Consider the following 16,954-nt stretch of genomic DNA (forward strand, 5'->3'; position numbering starts at 1 on the left):
AATCTATTCCTATCTTCTCCTTTTAATATATATTCTTCTATAAGAAATTAGAAATCTACCTAATGCAATAACAATAACTAATCCTGCATATGTGAGTAAATCTTGATAAGTATAACTACCGTTGAAAATTTCTATGATTATTTCCCTAAGAATAAATGAGATTGTTGCATCCATTACGTAAATAACACTTCTTCCTTTCCCTTTACCAAAATCAACAATACTTTGATAAATTTCTAGCAAAACAACTAATAAGAAAGCATTACCAACTAAACCAATGACTTCAGTAATGAAACCTTGAAAGATAGAAACTATTAGATCGTAAACAGTGTAAACAATGATAGTTGCTATAGCAACTAAGATAATTATTTCTATTATTCTAGTTACATAATGAACTACAACCTCTTCTTTTGTTAGTTTTTTCAAAATATCGGATATTTTCATCAACATATTATGATATGTGTAGGTAAAAAGAGAGTTGGTTATAAAACTAAAAATAAATTCAAATATTTTCGCAGAGACTAATTTTACTTTTTTGGTATTTTTGTCTATGATAAATGTACCATATTGTAAAATCAATTTGGCATTATTTTTCCATTTCTTTGCACCATTCAAACATTTTTCATATGTGTCAATTTTATCATATATAAAATGAAATAGAAAAACATTGTAATACTTCCTTTTTCTCAAGTACTTCTTCTCTCACGACAATTGTATTCAATCTGAGCCTAGTTTCTTTCAAAAATGTTAATCTAAAGTTTCTCAAATCGCATCTTTCTTTGCAACTAAACAATCTAGACTAGATCAGAGTTTTCCTATTCCAAAAATTTGATAGCTAGAGTTTTTTCTTTAGTTCTCTTAGTATTAACTTATAGCTTTCTTAAATAATCCCATTTTTTAAGATATTTATCTGCAATTTTTATCACTTCTTCAATATATTGTAAGCATATTTCTTCTGATACATATTCTTCTAGTTCTATAGCTTCATCTCCGCTTAAGAAAAAGTGTCTAGATGTGTTCCAAGTATCACTTAAACAGTCTAATGCTTCAAGTACAGTGTCTAAATTCCTGCCTAACTTAGTTTGCCAGCTCCGTAATTATCTCATACTTTTTCTTGTATATCAGTTTTATCTATAACATTGCTTTTGAGGATTTTCTACGCTTTGCTAAAAATAAAAGAAACCTTTTGGGCAGTCTTTATCCTTAAGAACTCTTTTAGCTCTTCCTAAGCCTTTTAAAGAGACTTAATAATTAACCAATTGCTTTAACTTGTTAGGTCTCACAAGATATATTAACATGACAAATATAGATTATTCCTTCACTTTTTGTTATAATAAAATAATTTAAATAACTTCTTTATTAGTTGTAAATTATGATTGATCCAAACGATTTTGCTCCAATACTAAGAATGGGAATAACTATTGATGAGGAAATTTTTATTGCAAAGAAGATAGCAAACCTATTAAAAGGCGAAAGGGGAAAGATATTGGATTATGCTTGTGGAAATTGTTTAATTCCAATTTTCCTCTCCTTATCATTAAATAATGAAATATATGCTACTGATGATTGGAAACAATTTGATAAAAAGAAAGCTGAAGAGTTAATTTCAAAATATAGAAGCAATGTGAGATTATTTTATGGATTAGAAAAAACTCCATTTCCAGATAGCTATTTTGATTTAATCTATTCAGTCCTTTATTTTTACAATTTAAAAAGAGATAGGGTAAAAAATCATGTACAAGAGATAAATAGAATTTTAAAAAGTAAGGGTAAATTCCTTGTAGTTGATATAATTTCAGTCAGGGGAAAAGTTAAAAAAGAGCTAGAAGAAATTCAATATTCTCTTTCAAATTACGAGGAGGCAAATGGTCTCTTTTTCTCCCTTTGGCAAAAATCATAGTCGATATGCCATTGATGATTTAGATGCTACTAATAGCATAATACCAACTATTACTAGAATCGACGGTAAATAGAACCTAGGCTCGGGAGCTAGCCAAGACATATACGGTGTGAAGGCTAATCCGAAAAGTATTATTGATAACGCAGTTATAATGATTCCAGTTATTAATATGCTCCACGAATAGGTGTAATATGTAAATAACTCTTGCCAATCAGCCTTTTTAGTATCAACAACAACTCCTAATCCTTTCATAAATGTCAGAGTATAGTCTCTACCTATCATTGCGAAACCGTTCATTTTATTAAATCCTAGTTCTTTTGCCTCTTCATTACCCTTTTTTACATTAAATGAGACTACTTTTGCCCATTCCTCTGGATTATCAATATTTTTAGAATTTGTTACATTTCCATTTTCATCTACGGCTATATGACCATAATATCCTTTTATTTCATCAGCTCTTTTCATAAATACCCACCTCTCTTAGTACACTTTTAATCAGAAAATCCCAATTAGTTTTCTTCGCTTCACTTACAATTAGAAGATTGTTTAGGTAAGTTATTCCTATATCATCAACTATCATTGCAAAACCTAAAAAGGGATCAATTAACTTTAGTTTTTTAGCCTCTTCTTCTCCAATTCTCATATTTTCGGTTAAAATATTTTTTAATTTATTTAGATCAATTTTAATATCTCTTCCATATAATTTTATAACTGTGTCATTATCAATTTTGTATACAGCAATTAAACCAGGTATTCTATCAAAATTAATTTGTGACATCAAATTAACTATTGTTTTACTAATTAATAAATCTTTCTTAGTTAAAATTAGAATAATTATAAGTTAATTTATAATTGTACTAAAATATCTAACAAATCTTTTATAATATTTCTAACTATTGATGAATTTTCAAATTCTGAAAAAGAAGAATAATAAGGAATAGTATAAACCTTTAGAAAAAGTCCTTCTCCATACACATAATCAAGTAGGTTTTCCTCTATGGTTTTTCTCTCATTATCTTCTAAAAAATTCACAATTAACACCTTAGGATCCATCCACTTTCTAGCATAATTCATAGTTTCTTTTATTGTAAATTTATCAGTAATAAAGACATTAAGATTTTTATCAGTTATTTTATTCTGGAATTTTACAATTTCGCTTTCAGGGTCGACATTAGTAAACATATCAGCAATACTTATTTTCCATTGATATCTACTATATTCTTTATTTAATCTTTTTTCATCTATCTTAAGTCTATTATAAAGAAAATCATTGATAGAAAAGTATTTTATAGTTGGATAAGCACATGAAGTAATAACACATATCGTTTCTAATGGATCTAACTCTTCAATTACAAAAGGAACTTCAACCTCATGTAGATAATTAGCTATTTGTATTGCTAATGTAGATTTTCCTACACCGCCTTTCAAACTTAACAATCTTATTCGTTTATTCATTAATAACCCTCAAGCGTTTGGTATACTTTAAACTTTTGAAAAGTAATAATATCTGTGATTTAAGTCTAACTGTATATAAGTAAAGTGTCTACAGGCTCAAATTATATAAAGAAATAAAGTGATAAAAAGAATCCCTTTTCTTTCAGAGAGCAAATTAATAAAACATCCATTAACAGTTTAATATAGTCTTAGTTGGAAAAAGATTAATTACCTTAATTATCATTTATATCCTAATGGCAAAGAGAAAAAGCAAAAAACAAGAAAGTAAAGAAAGCAAACTACTTTACATTCCATTTATTGCATTATTTATTGTCTTAGTTATTTTCTTTACTTTACCAATGATTCATAGTTCTTCAACTTCTAATAATAACTCTTTATCTACTTCATCTCAGAATTCTCAGGGACCATTCTTTCAATTTGTAAAAGTGTCAAACAAAGATTATGCTCCCAATAATACTGTCGAAGTGTATTTTATTAGCTGGTACGGATGTCCTTTTGGTGCATCAGATTCTTGGGGATTATATATTGCTTTAAGTCATTTCGGAATACTGAATGTTACTCCTACATATTCTGATTTGGAGCAACTACCTATTTCACCACAACAAAACCCAATTAGCGGCAAAGTCCCAGGTTTAATATTTAACTCATTCAAATCTAATAGTAGTGTAGAGTTTTACCCAATATATTTACTAGGAAGAATCTACAATAATAACAATACAGCTTCTCTTCCTAATGGCACAATAATTTCATATTCTGGCAGTAGCTTAGTAAATTTTGAATTGAATGAACTCAATAAGACAGCTCCTTCATGGGTTTATAACCTAGTATATCAGTATCAAATCCAAACACCTTTCCCTGGAAGAACGCAAGCTATAGCTTACTTAGGAAATCCACCACATATAGTTTCTACAATTATTATAACTGGTCCTAATGGTACATGGATGATAATGGGCTATGACCAAACAATTAACTATGGTATGCCTGGATTGTTAGCGCAATATGCAGCCTCTAATGGTTATAGTCCAACATTACCGTCCCAAATATTACAATATGTTAAAAATAATAATGTTCCAGCACAATTATCTTTCATAGAAGCCGAAGGACAACAAATATACAATATAATTGAGCAAGAATTATAAATAAAAAATTTATATATTTACCTTTTTTCTATGTAGATAACTTGTTATATCAATTATTTCAAGGTTATCATAAGGGCATGCCTCCACACAATCCCCACAGCCCACACAAGATATTCTGTTAGTATAACCTTTTTCAATAACGTCCCTAGATATTGGTATTTTAATTGGACATACGCTTTCACAGGCTTTAGTTTGGCACACTTTACAAGTTTCCACATCTTTAGCCTTTACCCTAAATAGTACTTTATTAAAAATTCCCGTAAAAGTTCCGAAGCCACACCATCCTTGTCTGGCACAACTATAAGTTCCAAAGACTGGAGTTAAAAAGTAAAATATCCACCAAATGTAATTTAAAGTGAACATTCCGTAAAAGTTTAGAGGATCTAAAGTTGTCATTCCAATTTTTGGTGGGATCCACAGTTTAAGTTCCATAGCTATATATGCTGAAAAAGCTATTACCATTATTACAACAAATATCCATCTGGTATAGTCCCATATTTTACTAGTCTTTTTAGGCTTAAATTGGTCATAAAATATGTTTGTCCACATATGAGCAGACATACATACAGTATTGCAATATGCTCTTCTTCCAAACAGTGTTGAAGCTATCATAACAGCTAATAATGAGATTATGAAGGGCAACAAAGTAACTGGGAATATCATGCCACTCATTCCGAAGATATAAAAGTTAGTGTAATATGGTATTAATATCACAAAAATTGGTATTCCTAAAAGGATAACTAATGCCCATCTCTTTACTCCTAAGTTCTTAGCATGTTTATATCTCTCATAAACTAAATAACTCATTTCTGCCCCCATCATTATTACGTAAAAAGGAGACATTGTTGTAGCCATTACAAACATGTAAGATGTTAAAATTGAATTGATTAAAACGTTATGAGTAGCATGAATAAACATTAATCCCATTGCTAGTGGGTTTATGGGGAATAGCCACCAGAATGGATTAGAAAATGGACTTCTCATCATCATGTGCATATTACTCATCATCATTTTCTTCATTGAAGTGACGAACAAACTATTAGTTATGTTAAATCCTAGAACACTCTCTCCAAATCCCATAGTTAATTCTGCTAAGTTTACTAAGACCAAAAAGACGAAAGGATATCTTAATTTCGTCTCAATTCTTCTATTTGGAAATTCATGAAGAACTAACAAGAAATACCAAACCATTGAAGAAGCTATAGAGATAGTTATAGTCCACATGTCATTAAGGGAGGCAAAAGTCGATAATCCTAACATCATAAAGAAATCGAAGAAAGCTAATGATAAGGATATTAACTGTCCTTGAAATGTCACTCTTCTTATTTCAATAAGGTATAAAGTCACAATATTTATTATCATTATTACAGTTGAAATTAAGGAAGCGATAAACTCAGCGATTTTTGGAAGTTCAATAAAAATTGATGGTAAGAAAGCCATTGAAATAGCAAAAGTAGCTAATGAGAATTCAATTATATCCTTAACTCTAGATATTAATAAGAAGTAAATTCCATCTGCAACCATCATAATTCCAAATGCTATATTACTTACAGCGTCAATAAATGGATTAAACATGTGAGGGCCAAAAGCTGATGCATATAAGTAACCCATTGCAATTTCATCGAAAACTACAGAGAACGATAAAAGAAGCGATAATGAATTTGAAGTTTTAACTCTAACTACTTCACTCTTTACTAACGCTGAAAAGATTAAGGGTATTGATGCAAGGAATAAGACTAATGGTTCTATAAATAAACTGCCATGGTAAAAGATAATGTAACCTAGAGATATACTCTCAACTCCCATGTAGAGGATAATAGAGGTAAAGAATAATACTGCTCTTCTATTAATGTATTCTTTTCTTAGAATATATCCTAAGATTGCGAAGTTAATTGCCATCATTAATACTATATACGTTATAACAACATAGGACAGAAGATTTAACTCCATATTTATTAGTTTAACGTTTAGTTTATAAACTTTGTAATTATAATTAACAATAAAGTAAAAAATACGGTTTAGTTTATTTTTATAATAAAAATTCTCTGTAAAAATTCTTTATAATTCGGTTCCATAAATCTACTTTATCTTTTAATTCGCAAGAATCACAGACTTTTGCTTCTTCTCCTTTATTTTTATAATACCAGAAGGAAATGGGATCAATTATTGATATCGAATTCCCAGAAACTGCTCTTACTAATTGGATATCATATAATATAGTTTCTAACTCAAATACATCCTTAACGTACTTTGCTCCAATTCCCTTTGATAAAATTGAATTAACAAAATTGCTTAACAATTTATCAAAATTCTGATAATCAATGGTAAAGTCTTTTTGGCTAACTATGAATGAGGAAAATAAATAAGCGTTAATGGTGAAAATGTTCTTTTCATGATAATCTAATAGGTCAAATGAATTAAGTTTTATGAATTTCTCTCCATCATGAACAAAATAACCTACTTGCAAAGTGTTTTTCTTCTCTTTTGATATATCCAAATATTCTAGAGGAATTGGCCTTAGATTTCCTCTGGTGGTTACTGAGAAGAATTTACCTTGTTTTTTTATCATTTTTCTTCCGTGGAATTCACCTTCACCGATATCTCCCATATCCTGGTATAAGGCTGAAAAGAAAGAGTACTTATCTAATTGAGAGAAAGGTGTCCCTTTCTGTAAATCAAATTTTAATGTAGAAATTACATAAATTAAAGTTACTGGATCAATCTTAACTTGGGAGAGATTACCATCACTGACTTTAGATACTGTTTTAACTATCTTGTCAGTTAAAATTAGAGACAGATTTTCTGGCACAAAAGCTATTAATTTCCCGTTTTCAGTAAATAAGGGAACTATATTATATTCTGCTGGTAATTTTTTCATCTCCTCTATGAGACTTTTCGTATCTATTACATTTTTCCTTTGTGGTTTGTGTTCTTTTCTAGGCAATGGTTGTCTAGAAGGCACGCAGTCCTCAAATTTAACAGTATTTGTAATGTTAAGTTCCTCTATGTCTTTTCCTATATAGTTAGAAAGTTCTTCTAAAAGTTCAATTACAGCCCTATGAATTGTTGGTTTATCATAAACTTTATGAAATTTCTTCACGTTTTCGTCTTTGCAAACGTATATTGTAACGTCATATTCACTATCCTTTGATAGCATTAAAGGTATACCTTCAGTTGTGACTAAAGCTGTAACTGAGTTTGGTTCTAGATGTTCTAATAGATATGCTAGTAGGTCGTAAGCTTTCATCTTACTCTTTCATATACTTAGTGGTTTATACGTTTTAGCCAAAAATGTGAAGGTTCTTAAACGCCTTAAATACCAGATACCCAAGAATAGCTGTCATCGCAATTATCATTACATATCCAGTGATGGGCTCTTCATAAGCTGGATAAGGCGAATAAGATAAGGGAGGAGAAGTATAGAATGGATATTGAATTACTAAAACTACAGCTAATGTTGTATCTCCTAACATCCATAAGACAAAAAGCAAAATTTTCTCTATTAATTTCATTTGTCTAACTGCTATTCCAATAAGGAAACCACCAGCCAGAATAGATATCTCGTCCAAAATCCTAAACAATAAAACTCCCCCGCCTAATACAAAAAGAGGGGGTAAATGCCATAAAACTATTAAGAGAGAACCCAAATATGCAAAATAATTTTTTCCTGAAAAGTAATAATAACCTAAAAGCCCACCAGCAATGGCTAATGCATAATGAGAAGCCATAAACACTCCTTCTTGATTAAACATTATTTCCTCTACTAAGGGATTTACAAATGCTAAGATTAACACTATTGGTGGTATTAGATAAACTTTTGAATTAGATAGCCTTCTCATATTCACCATTTTAGAATTTTTACATAAAAAATTTTTACTCCAAAAACTAAAAGAAAGGTATGAAAGCAGTTATAGTAAACCCTAAAAAACAAGGAGTAGAAGTAAAGGACGTTGACATTAAGGAACCTTTAGGAAAAAGACAAGTCAGAGTGAAATCAATTTTTACTGGTATTTGTGGTACTGACAGAGGAATTGTTAATGCTAAAATCACCTTTACTTATCCTCCTAATGGTTACAATTTTCTAATTTTAGGTCATGAAGAATTAGGAATTGTTGAAGAAGTTGGAGAAGATGTTACAACTTTAAAGAAAGGGGATTACGTAGTCCCAGTAGTAAGAAGAGGTTGTGGAGTTTGCTTAAACTGTAAAATAGGTAGGCAAGATTTTTGTGAGACTGGAAACTTTGTTGAAGCGGGAATAAGAGGAAAACATGGTTTCATGAGAGAAGAGTTTGTAGATGATGAATTGTGGTTAGTGAAAGTGCCAGACGAATTAAAAGAGATTGCAGTCCTTACTGAACCTCTCTCTAACGTTGTGAAAGCAATTGATGAATTACTTTTTGTTCAAAGGAGAATGGTATGGACATGTGAGGATTCTACTTTCGAGTGTAGGAACGCTTTTGTTGTAGGGAGTGGTCCTATCGGTACTTTCTTTTCTTTAATTTTGACAACGCTGGGATTTAACGTTTATATAATAAATAAGAGGGATCCCTCACCAATTGAGGAATATATTGCTAAAAGGCTAGGGGCTGAGTTTATTAATTCCAAGACAGAGACAGAGGAAAAATTGCCTAACGCAGATTTAATAGTAGACACTAGTGGAGTTCCTTCAGCCTTTATACCTTTAATGAATAAGATGAAGCCAAATTCAGCGTTGATCCTTTTTGGCACGGTTGAAGGAGAGAAATATGAAATAACTTCTGATTTAATTACAGCAATTGTTGAAAAGAACATTATAGTAATGGGTAGCGTTAATGCGAGTAAAAAAGACTTTCAAGGAGCTTTAAATTACTTAAGTATTTGGAGAAGTAGATATTTAGACATCTTAGAAAAAATGATAACGTCAAAAGTTCCTGTAGATAAGGCTCCAGAAGTTCTTATAAGTAAACCTAAGGGAGAAATAAAGACTGTTATTCAATGGTAAGAGGAGGAAGTTTTTATTTTAAATCATTTTTCACAAAATTCTTTAGCACTCCAATCTTTTCAACTTCAATTTCTATTATATCTCCTTCCTCAAGATATTTTTTACCGGAAAACTCAGCAACTCCAGCTGGTGTACCAGTAGTAATTATGTCTCCCGGTTCAAGAGTTATTCCTTGACTTAAATAAGATATCATATCTTCAACTGAAAATATCATGTCTTCAGTATTTCCATCTTGAACAACTTTGCCATTTAATCTAGTTACAATTCTTAGAGTAAATTCCTTAATTTCATCTTTAGTAACTATCCAAGGACCTATTGGCATGGCTGTATCTAAAGCCTTGCCCATAACCCAGTTTAAACCATAAGGATGCATTTCTGGAAATTGATAATCTCTAAAACTAACGTCATTAACTATTGTATATCCAAAGACATAATCTAAGGCTTCTTCTTTCTTTATATATTTTCCTTTTTTCCCAATAACTATTCCTATTTCACCTTCGTAGTCAACTCTTTTAACTCCTTTAGGTATTAAAATTGGATCTTCAGGTCCTATGATTGAATTACTAGAAAACTTAGTAAAGAAATAAGGAGATGAAGGAGGTTTCATTGAGGTTTCAGAAGAATGTGATTTAAAATTAACTGCTGGTAAAAATATCTTGTTAGGTATAACTGGAGGTAAGAGCTTTATAACTTTTGTCTCTCTTTTTGGTAGTTGAGATAAAAGGTCAAAAGCTTTAATGAATGAAATAGGGTTTGACATTACACAATCAAGTCCATCCTTCTCTATTTCTAGGTATTTTCCATCTTGATAAATTAAAACTCTCCTTTCTCCTCCTTCAACTAAACCGTAAGCTATTTTCATTTCCCTTCACTTATAATTCTTGTGTTAGTTATAAATGATAAGCTGACCATAAACGATGATGAGATTATAGGATTAGTGGGTAAAAATGGGAGCGGTAAAACTACACTTATAAAGAATGCTCTATGTCTTTATGGTAATGCAAAAGTGGTTATTGATGGAGAGGATTTCTGTAAATCAAAAGATTATTCAAAATTATCTGCGGTATTTCAAGATCCTTCAACTCAAATTTTAGCCTTAACTTGTGAAGACGAGTTAAAGCTACAATCGCTCTTTCATTCAGTTGATTTCAAAATTGCTAAAGAAATTATGGGAGAATACTTCGATAAAGATTTCTATACTCTATCTGATGGTTATAAAAAGAGATTTGTTATATCTACGGTAGTATCTTCTAAACCCAAACATATTCTTTTCGATGAGCCCTTTGCGAATCTAGATAAATATGCAGTAAATTTAGTTAAAAGTGCTATTCCTAAAGGAAGTTTAATAGCTGAACACAGAATTAAGGAGATAAGAGATCTTATTTCTAGAGCTTATTTAATTAAGAATGGAGATATAAGAGAGATAGATAAAGAAAAATTATATGATGAAAATTTCCTAAAAAGTGAAGGACTTAGAGGATTTTCTCTACCGAAAATAGAGATGGACGTAGGTAAAGAATTACTTAACTATGAAGGAATAAGAGTTAGGGAAAGTGAAGTTGTATGTTTAGTTGGAAGGAATGGAATAGGGAAAACTACAAGGTTAAAGAAGTTAGTAGGAAAAATTTACCTTGTCTTACAAAACCCTGATCTTCAGTTCTTTGAGGAAACCGTAAAAGTTGAAGTAAAAGATGACTACGCTCTATCACTCTTCAACTTAAAAGATAAGGCTGATAAAAGTCCTTTCACACTCAGTTATGGTGAAAAAATGAGAGTACTAATTGCTTCCGCATTTGCTTCAAAATATAAAGTAATTGGATTAGATGAACCCTCAGTAGGAATGGATGGTGATGCACTCATTTCTTTTTATGATGCTATAAAAATTTTGAAGGAAGAAAAAAGAGGAATCATTATAGCAACTCATGACGAAGATATTCTTGCTCTTTGCAATACAATAATCGATTTGGAAAAATTAAATAGTTAGAATTTGAACTCAAAAGATATATAACATTAGATGATAAAAGTATTGAATAGATAGTCCTATATAAAGTTGAATAACAAGTTAAATTTTACTATCCTTGATGTAGCTTGAGATTTATCTTATAACGAATAAATCAGTGGCCTACGTGATCTTCATCCCTTCAGTTGCAAGGTTAATCATCACTAATAATAATGATAATGAAAGGAGAATTAAATCCATTCTAGTCGGTTTCAAGTTTCTTTTTCCATTAAACTTACCGTAAAGTTTTATCGTATATGAAGTGTAAAGATCTTCGGCTACTTTAACCATCTGAACAACAAGAGGTAACACTAACTTAGTTATATGGAAACCAATTTTTCTTGCCCTAGCGTTAAAACTTATTTCAGAAGCTATTCTGTAAAAAAGAGGATAATACGCAAACCCAACAACTAATGGAACTCCTTTTTCTCCTAAAATGTTTATGATTGAGTTATAATCAACATATTCACTCATTATAAAATAAAGGTTAATATAGGAAATTGCTCTTATCGTGTAAATAAATAAACTTTCTCTTCCAACCAAATGAAGAAATATAAAAGAGATTAGAGTAATTATAACTTCTACTACTAATATTCTCCATCTTTTATAAATAAGTCCTCCAGTAATGATAAGAGAAAAGTATGTGGAGTATATGGTTGTTTCTACAGCAACAATTACAAGAAAAATTATTGAATAGAGAAAAGTTGACTTTGGCAAGCTCATCCCTTAATTATTCCACTCTTAAGTAAATATGAACCCAACTTATAAGATATTATACCCATTATTGCGCTTTCTATTAGATATATCACTGTGAATACTATGTAAGCTAACATAAGGTCATTGAAGGGTGTTACACCATAAAGTTTAACCATTATTATTCCAAAAACTACACTTAAAATTCCAGCAAGAGTTCCAACTACTGTTGTATTTATTAGAACAGCTCTAAAACTTCTATATCCAACAAACCAAGTTATTACCTCATCTACAACGCCAGCAATTATTAAAGTTGGAACCATAAAGAGTAATCCAGTAGCAGCATATAATGCTGCATTAATTAACGTTAAAAGTAATACGCTAAATTTTTCGTTCATTGCTTGTAATCCTATTGATATTAAAATTAAAGGTACTGTAAGGGTTACTATAGGGTCAGCAAAAGAGCTTAATACATAAGCACCTATACCTAATGCTAGAACTGCAGCGGCTGCGTAAGATGCTATAGAAAAGATAACTCCATAAATTATTGTTCTCCTTTTCATAAGATGAATTTTAGCATTGTAGTTTTTAAATGTACTTATCAAATTTTGTTAATGTGTTAAATAAAATAGCTAGTGATACTTAGTATTCTCTTTTTGAAAAATTAATCCTTTAAAAATTAATCTCTGATCATTTTATTATGAAAAAGTTAAAAGCTTAAATTTTAAGTATGTACATATGCAGTATAAGTGGATTGCATTAAGTAATACGACTGTTGGAGTTTTAATGGCATCAATAAATGGTACTATTACAATAATATCCTTGCCAGCGATATTTAATGGAATCCACATTAATCCCTTCACCTCTTTTCAATACCTTCTTTGGATTTTAATGAGTTATAACATAGTAACGGCAACTCTTTTAGTTTCTTTCGGAAGACTTTCAGACATTTATGGAAGGGTAAGGTTGTATAATTTAGGTTTTTTAATATTTACAATAGGCTCTATTCTTCTATTTATTACACCAAATACTGGTGACTTAGGTGCTTTAGAACTAATTTTGTTTAGAGTAGTTCAAGGTATTGGTGGTGCCTTTTTATTTGCTAATAGTGCTGCGATTTTAACTGATGCCTTCCCCCCAAATGAGAGAGGAAAAGCTTTAGGAATTAACCAAATAGCGGCTTTAGCTGGTTCATTAATTGGTTTAATCTTAGGAGGAATACTTTCAACTATAAACTGGAGGTATGTTTTCTTAGTTAGTGTTCCTGTTGGTTTATTCGGTACTGCATGGAGTTATTCTAAGTTAAAAGAGCTCTCAAAGCCAAACAAAAACGAAAAGATAGACTGGATAGGAAACACTTTATTTGCTGGTGGTTTAATTTTAATTCTTATTGCAATAACTTATGGTCTCTTACCTTATGGATCCTCACAGCTAGGTTGGGGCAATCCTTACGTCATTGCATCCTTAATTAGCGGATTAGGGTTAATTGCTGGTTTTATTTACGCTGAAACTAAAGTAAAATACCCTATGTTTAGGCTCGAACTATTTAAGATAAGAATTTTCGCCGCTGCCAATATTGCTAGTTTTCTAAGATCAGTTGCCTATGGAGGATTAATGATTATGTTAGTAATATTCCTTCAAGGAATATGGTTACCTTTACATGGTATACCTTATTCAGAAACTCCATTTTGGGCTGGAGTTTATACAATTCCCTTAATGTTAGGTTTTGTAACTATGGGACCAATTAGTGGTTGGCTTTCAGATAGATATGGTAGTAGACTTTTAGCTACTCTTGGCATGGTCATTGTAGGTATAGGATTTCTTTTGTTAACAACTTTACCTTATGACTTCAACTACCTAGAATTTGCTTTAATTATCTTTATGCTAGGAATAGGTAATGGAATGTTTGCTTCTCCAAACACAGCATCAATTATGAATAGTGTACCATCACAGCATAGAGGAGCTGCCTCTGGCATGAGAGCTACTTTGCAGAATACGGGGCAAACTATGAGTATTGCAATATTCTTTACTATTGTGATAATATCTTTAACCTCATCTTTGCCATCAGCACTGCAAAATGCTTTAATTCAAGCGGGAGCACCTCAATTAGTTCCTTACGCTCAGCATATACCAGTAACTGGTGCTTTATTTGCTGCTTTCTTAGGTTATGATCCAGTAAAGACTATGTTAGCGTCTCTACCCCCTGGTGTTAGTATTCCACAATCAGCTATCCAAATAATGGAACAACGTACTTGGTTTCCTACTGCTATTGCACCAGCATTTATGTACGCTTTAAGAAATGCATTTTATATAAGTGCTATATTAGTATTTATAGCTGCAATTGCTTCAGCATTAAGAGGAACTGAGGTGAGGCAAAGTGTTAGAGAGTAATGAAGATAGAATTCAAGTAATGTCAAATATTGCTAAGATATATAGGGCTATGAGTAGGGAGTTAAATAGGAGATTAGGAAAGCTAGGGCTTTCTTATCTAGACTTTTTAGTTTTAAGAGCTATTACTGATGGTCCTAAAACTATGGCTTATTTAGCAAATAGATATTTCGTCACTCAATCTGCAATTACAGCATCAGTTGATAAGCTCGAAGAAATGGGGCTAGTAAAAAGAGTTAGGGATAAGGAGGATAGGAGAAAAATACTAATTGAAATAACAGATAAAGGAGTTGAAACATTTAAGCAAGGCATTGAAATTTATAAGGGTTTAGCTATGGAAGTCACTAAAGATCTAAAAGAGAGTGATGTTCTTATCATTATCGATTCTCTATCTAAAGTACTAAAGAGATTCGAAGAAATGGAATAATCAGTTGGTAACCACACTGTCATCAATCCATCTCCCCTAAAAATCATCATTAAAAAAGATTCTTAATTATTATGATACATAAATTATTATCTTAAAAAGATTATTGAAAATCTCTCCCGACTTGTGGGTCATAAAATTCTGTTGGATATAGTGAAATAAACGGAATTAAGAGTAAGACAAATATTTTTCTGAGACTTAATATTTATTATGTCAACTAACAGCACGGTGATTAACTCTTCTTCTTTACTTTCACAGTATATTAACTTTATTGAGTTAGGAATTGTAATACTCACCTTTGTTATCCCCCTAATTTATTTAATATATTTTATGAGAATGATGAGAATAGGTCATTCTCAGCAAAAACAATTAGAGAAAAGAATGATTAGAGTACCCTCTATAACCTGGGACCAGATATTTGATATGAAGGAATTAAAACAGAGACTTGAAGAAATAGCTCAATATGTAACGACAAAGAATAAGGCTTATGGTGTTATCTTATTCGGTCCACCAGGAACTGGCAAAACAAGTATTGCAAAGGCCCTAGCAAACAAACTTAGGTGGAATTACTTTGAATTAAAAGCTACAGATATAATGAGTAAATGGTATGGCGAAAGCGAATTTTTACTTGATAACTTCTTTAATACAGTAGAATTAAATGCACCAGCAGTAGTTGTTATTGACGAAATAGATAGCTTTACTTTAAAAAGGGAAGGAGACATTCATGAGGTTACTCATAGGTTAATTAACATTTTTCTTATGAGGCTTCAAGATTTGCATGATAAAAATTTGCCAATAATAATTATAGGAACTACTAATATACCACAAGAGATCGATGAAGCTCTCTTAAGACCAGGCAGATTTGATGAAGTCATTTACGTACCTTTGCCGGATGAAAAAGCTAGGGAAGAAATATGGTGTGGTTACACTCAGAATGTAGATTGCAGAGAGTTAGCTAAGAGAAGCAATAGACTTTCTCCAGCTGATATAAAGGAAATAGCTGAAGAGGTAAAAATTAAGGCAGAAAAAGAAGGAAGACAACCAACTACTGAGGACTTTTTAAAAGCATTAGAGGACTACAAACCCTCTGTATCAATTCAAACATTAATAAAGTTTGAGAACATAGCCAAAAAATACACGAGACATAAATTAGGAGAAAAACCCTTTGGGGTCCCAGATGTTAAATGGGATGATTTAGGTGATTTAGAAGATGTTAAGAAAGTGATAAGAGAGTCCATTGAATTGCCTTTAAAAAACAAACAAATTGCCGAAAAACTTAATATAAAACCTGTTAAGGGAATCTTACTTTATGGCCCTCCTGGGACTGGTAAAACAAGTATTGCAAAGGCCCTAGCAAATGAACTGAACGCAACTTTCATAATACTTTCTGGAGAAGAGATTTCATCAGCTGGTCCATTTAATGCTGGTGAAATTATTGCTGAGAAGTTTCATATAGCTAGAGATAATGTTCCAGCAGTAATATTCATAGATGAAATAGATATGATAGCTAGGGCAAGAGGAGAAAATGAATGGAGAACTGCATTAACTGAACTACTTTCTCAAATGGATGGTGTCAGAGAGAATGAGGATATCATTGTAATTGGTGCTACAAATAGGCCTTGGGATTTAGATCCAGCAATCCTTAGACCTGGGAGATTTGATAAAATAATTTATGTTCCTCCGCCAGACGAAAAGGGAAGAGTAGAAGTTTTAAAAGTACTATGTAAAGGATTAGAAGTAGATGAAGATACACTTCAGAAAGTTGCTAAGATTACAGAGGGTTATACTCCAGCTGATTTGAAATTGGTAATTGATGAAATAAGGAGAAATTTATTAAAAGAAGCTACAACGACTGGAGTAGTGAGAACAAAAATAAACTTTAATGATTTTGTTAAAGTTTTAGCCAATGTCAAACCTAGTGTTGATAAAGAGACTGTGAAAATGTATGAAGATTTTAGAGCTCAGAGACTATAAGTTT

Annotated in this window: 17 protein-coding genes; 7 read left to right on the plus strand and 10 right to left on the minus strand. The window is 31.3% G+C overall.

Annotated features, from left to right (window positions below):
- Positions 1–9 precede the first annotated feature (9 nt).
- A complete protein-coding gene (locus ACAM25_RS01420) occupies positions 10–441 on the minus strand; it encodes a phosphate-starvation-inducible PsiE family protein (protein ID WP_369610575.1) in 432 nt (143 codons plus the stop codon).
- Positions 442–1,369: 928 nt separating this feature from the next.
- Between ACAM25_RS01420 and ACAM25_RS01425 the strand changes: the two genes are divergently transcribed.
- Complete coding sequence (locus ACAM25_RS01425; RefSeq protein WP_369610576.1) at positions 1,370–1,897, plus strand: class I SAM-dependent methyltransferase; 528 nt, start codon at positions 1,370–1,372, stop codon at positions 1,895–1,897.
- Here the strand turns inward: ACAM25_RS01425 and ACAM25_RS01430 are convergent.
- From ACAM25_RS01430 to ACAM25_RS01440, 3 genes are all read right to left on the minus strand, one after another.
- Positions 1,892–2,362 carry a hypothetical protein gene (locus ACAM25_RS01430; RefSeq protein WP_369610577.1) on the minus strand — a complete coding sequence of 157 codons (471 nt, stop codon included), beginning with the start codon at positions 2,360–2,362 and terminating at the stop codon, positions 1,892–1,894. The genes ACAM25_RS01425 and ACAM25_RS01430 overlap by 6 nt on opposite strands.
- Positions 2,349–2,675, minus strand: a complete 327-nt coding sequence (locus tag ACAM25_RS01435) for a hypothetical protein (protein WP_369610578.1) — start codon at positions 2,673–2,675, stop codon at positions 2,349–2,351. The genes ACAM25_RS01430 and ACAM25_RS01435 overlap by 14 nt, the downstream gene beginning before the upstream one ends.
- Before the next feature lie 68 nt (positions 2,676–2,743).
- Positions 2,744–3,352, minus strand: coding sequence for a hypothetical protein (locus ACAM25_RS01440; RefSeq protein WP_369610579.1), 609 nt, complete (start codon positions 3,350–3,352; stop codon positions 2,744–2,746).
- Between the two features lie 233 nt (positions 3,353–3,585).
- Here ACAM25_RS01440 and ACAM25_RS01445 point away from each other — a divergent pair, with 233 nt between their 5' ends.
- Positions 3,586–4,491, plus strand: a complete 906-nt coding sequence (locus ACAM25_RS01445) for a DUF929 domain-containing protein (RefSeq protein ID WP_369610580.1) — start codon at positions 3,586–3,588, stop codon at positions 4,489–4,491.
- A gap of 9 nt (positions 4,492–4,500) precedes the next feature.
- On the opposite strand, the gene ACAM25_RS01450 is transcribed toward ACAM25_RS01445, so the two are convergent.
- The 3 genes from ACAM25_RS01450 to ACAM25_RS01460 all read right to left on the minus strand — a co-directional run bounded on the left by ACAM25_RS01450 (position 4,501) and on the right by ACAM25_RS01460 (position 8,330).
- Positions 4,501–6,441 (minus strand): 4Fe-4S binding protein, encoded by a 1,941-nt coding sequence (locus ACAM25_RS01450; protein ID WP_369610581.1) that lies wholly within the window; start codon positions 6,439–6,441, stop codon positions 4,501–4,503.
- Positions 6,442–6,520: 79 nt separating this feature from the next.
- A complete protein-coding gene (locus tag ACAM25_RS01455) occupies positions 6,521–7,738 on the minus strand; it encodes a hypothetical protein (protein WP_369610582.1) in 1,218 nt (405 codons plus the stop codon).
- 34 nt (positions 7,739–7,772) lie between these two features.
- A complete protein-coding gene (locus ACAM25_RS01460; protein WP_369610583.1) occupies positions 7,773–8,330 on the minus strand; it encodes a DUF1404 domain-containing protein in 558 nt (185 codons plus the stop codon).
- A gap of 59 nt (positions 8,331–8,389) precedes the next feature.
- Between ACAM25_RS01460 and ACAM25_RS01465 the strand changes: the two genes are divergently transcribed.
- Positions 8,390–9,472, plus strand: coding sequence for a glucose 1-dehydrogenase (locus ACAM25_RS01465; RefSeq protein ID WP_369610584.1), 1,083 nt, complete (start codon positions 8,390–8,392; stop codon positions 9,470–9,472).
- Between the two features lie 13 nt (positions 9,473–9,485).
- On the opposite strand, the gene ACAM25_RS01470 is transcribed toward ACAM25_RS01465, so the two are convergent.
- Positions 9,486–10,334: a fumarylacetoacetate hydrolase family protein gene (locus tag ACAM25_RS01470; RefSeq protein ID WP_369610585.1), complete on the minus strand. Its 849-nt coding sequence runs from the start codon at positions 10,332–10,334 to the stop codon at positions 9,486–9,488.
- 21 nt (positions 10,335–10,355) lie between these two features.
- Between ACAM25_RS01470 and ACAM25_RS01475 the strand changes: the two genes are divergently transcribed.
- Positions 10,356–11,456 carry an ATP-binding cassette domain-containing protein gene (locus ACAM25_RS01475; protein WP_369610586.1) on the plus strand — a complete coding sequence of 367 codons (1,101 nt, stop codon included), beginning with the start codon at positions 10,356–10,358 and terminating at the stop codon, positions 11,454–11,456.
- A 138-nt stretch (positions 11,457–11,594) separates the two neighbouring features.
- Here ACAM25_RS01475 and ACAM25_RS01480 read toward each other — a convergent pair whose 3' ends face one another.
- Together ACAM25_RS01480 and ACAM25_RS01485 are read right to left on the minus strand one after the other, a co-directional pair.
- Positions 11,595–12,194, minus strand: coding sequence for a hypothetical protein (locus ACAM25_RS01480; RefSeq protein ID WP_369610587.1), 600 nt, complete (start codon positions 12,192–12,194; stop codon positions 11,595–11,597).
- Positions 12,191–12,727 carry a hypothetical protein gene (locus tag ACAM25_RS01485; protein ID WP_369610588.1) on the minus strand — a complete coding sequence of 179 codons (537 nt, stop codon included), beginning with the start codon at positions 12,725–12,727 and terminating at the stop codon, positions 12,191–12,193. Before ACAM25_RS01485 ends, ACAM25_RS01480 begins: the two co-directional genes overlap by 4 nt.
- A gap of 175 nt (positions 12,728–12,902) precedes the next feature.
- Here ACAM25_RS01485 and ACAM25_RS01490 point away from each other — a divergent pair, with 175 nt between their 5' ends.
- From ACAM25_RS01490 to ACAM25_RS01500, 3 genes are all read left to right on the plus strand, one after another.
- A complete protein-coding gene (locus ACAM25_RS01490; RefSeq protein ID WP_369610589.1) occupies positions 12,903–14,555 on the plus strand; it encodes an MFS transporter in 1,653 nt (550 codons plus the stop codon).
- On the plus strand, positions 14,542–14,979 hold the full coding sequence (locus ACAM25_RS01495) for a MarR family winged helix-turn-helix transcriptional regulator (RefSeq protein WP_369610590.1): 438 nt from the start codon (positions 14,542–14,544) through the stop codon (positions 14,977–14,979). The genes ACAM25_RS01490 and ACAM25_RS01495 overlap by 14 nt, the downstream gene beginning before the upstream one ends.
- A 207-nt stretch (positions 14,980–15,186) precedes the next feature.
- Positions 15,187–16,950, plus strand: a complete 1,764-nt coding sequence (locus ACAM25_RS01500) for an AAA family ATPase (RefSeq protein ID WP_369610591.1) — start codon at positions 15,187–15,189, stop codon at positions 16,948–16,950.
- Positions 16,951–16,954 lie beyond the last annotated feature (4 nt).

The organism is Sulfurisphaera javensis, from assembly GCF_041154675.1.
GTDB classification, from domain to species: domain Archaea; phylum Thermoproteota; class Thermoprotei_A; order Sulfolobales; family Sulfolobaceae; genus Sulfurisphaera; species Sulfurisphaera javensis.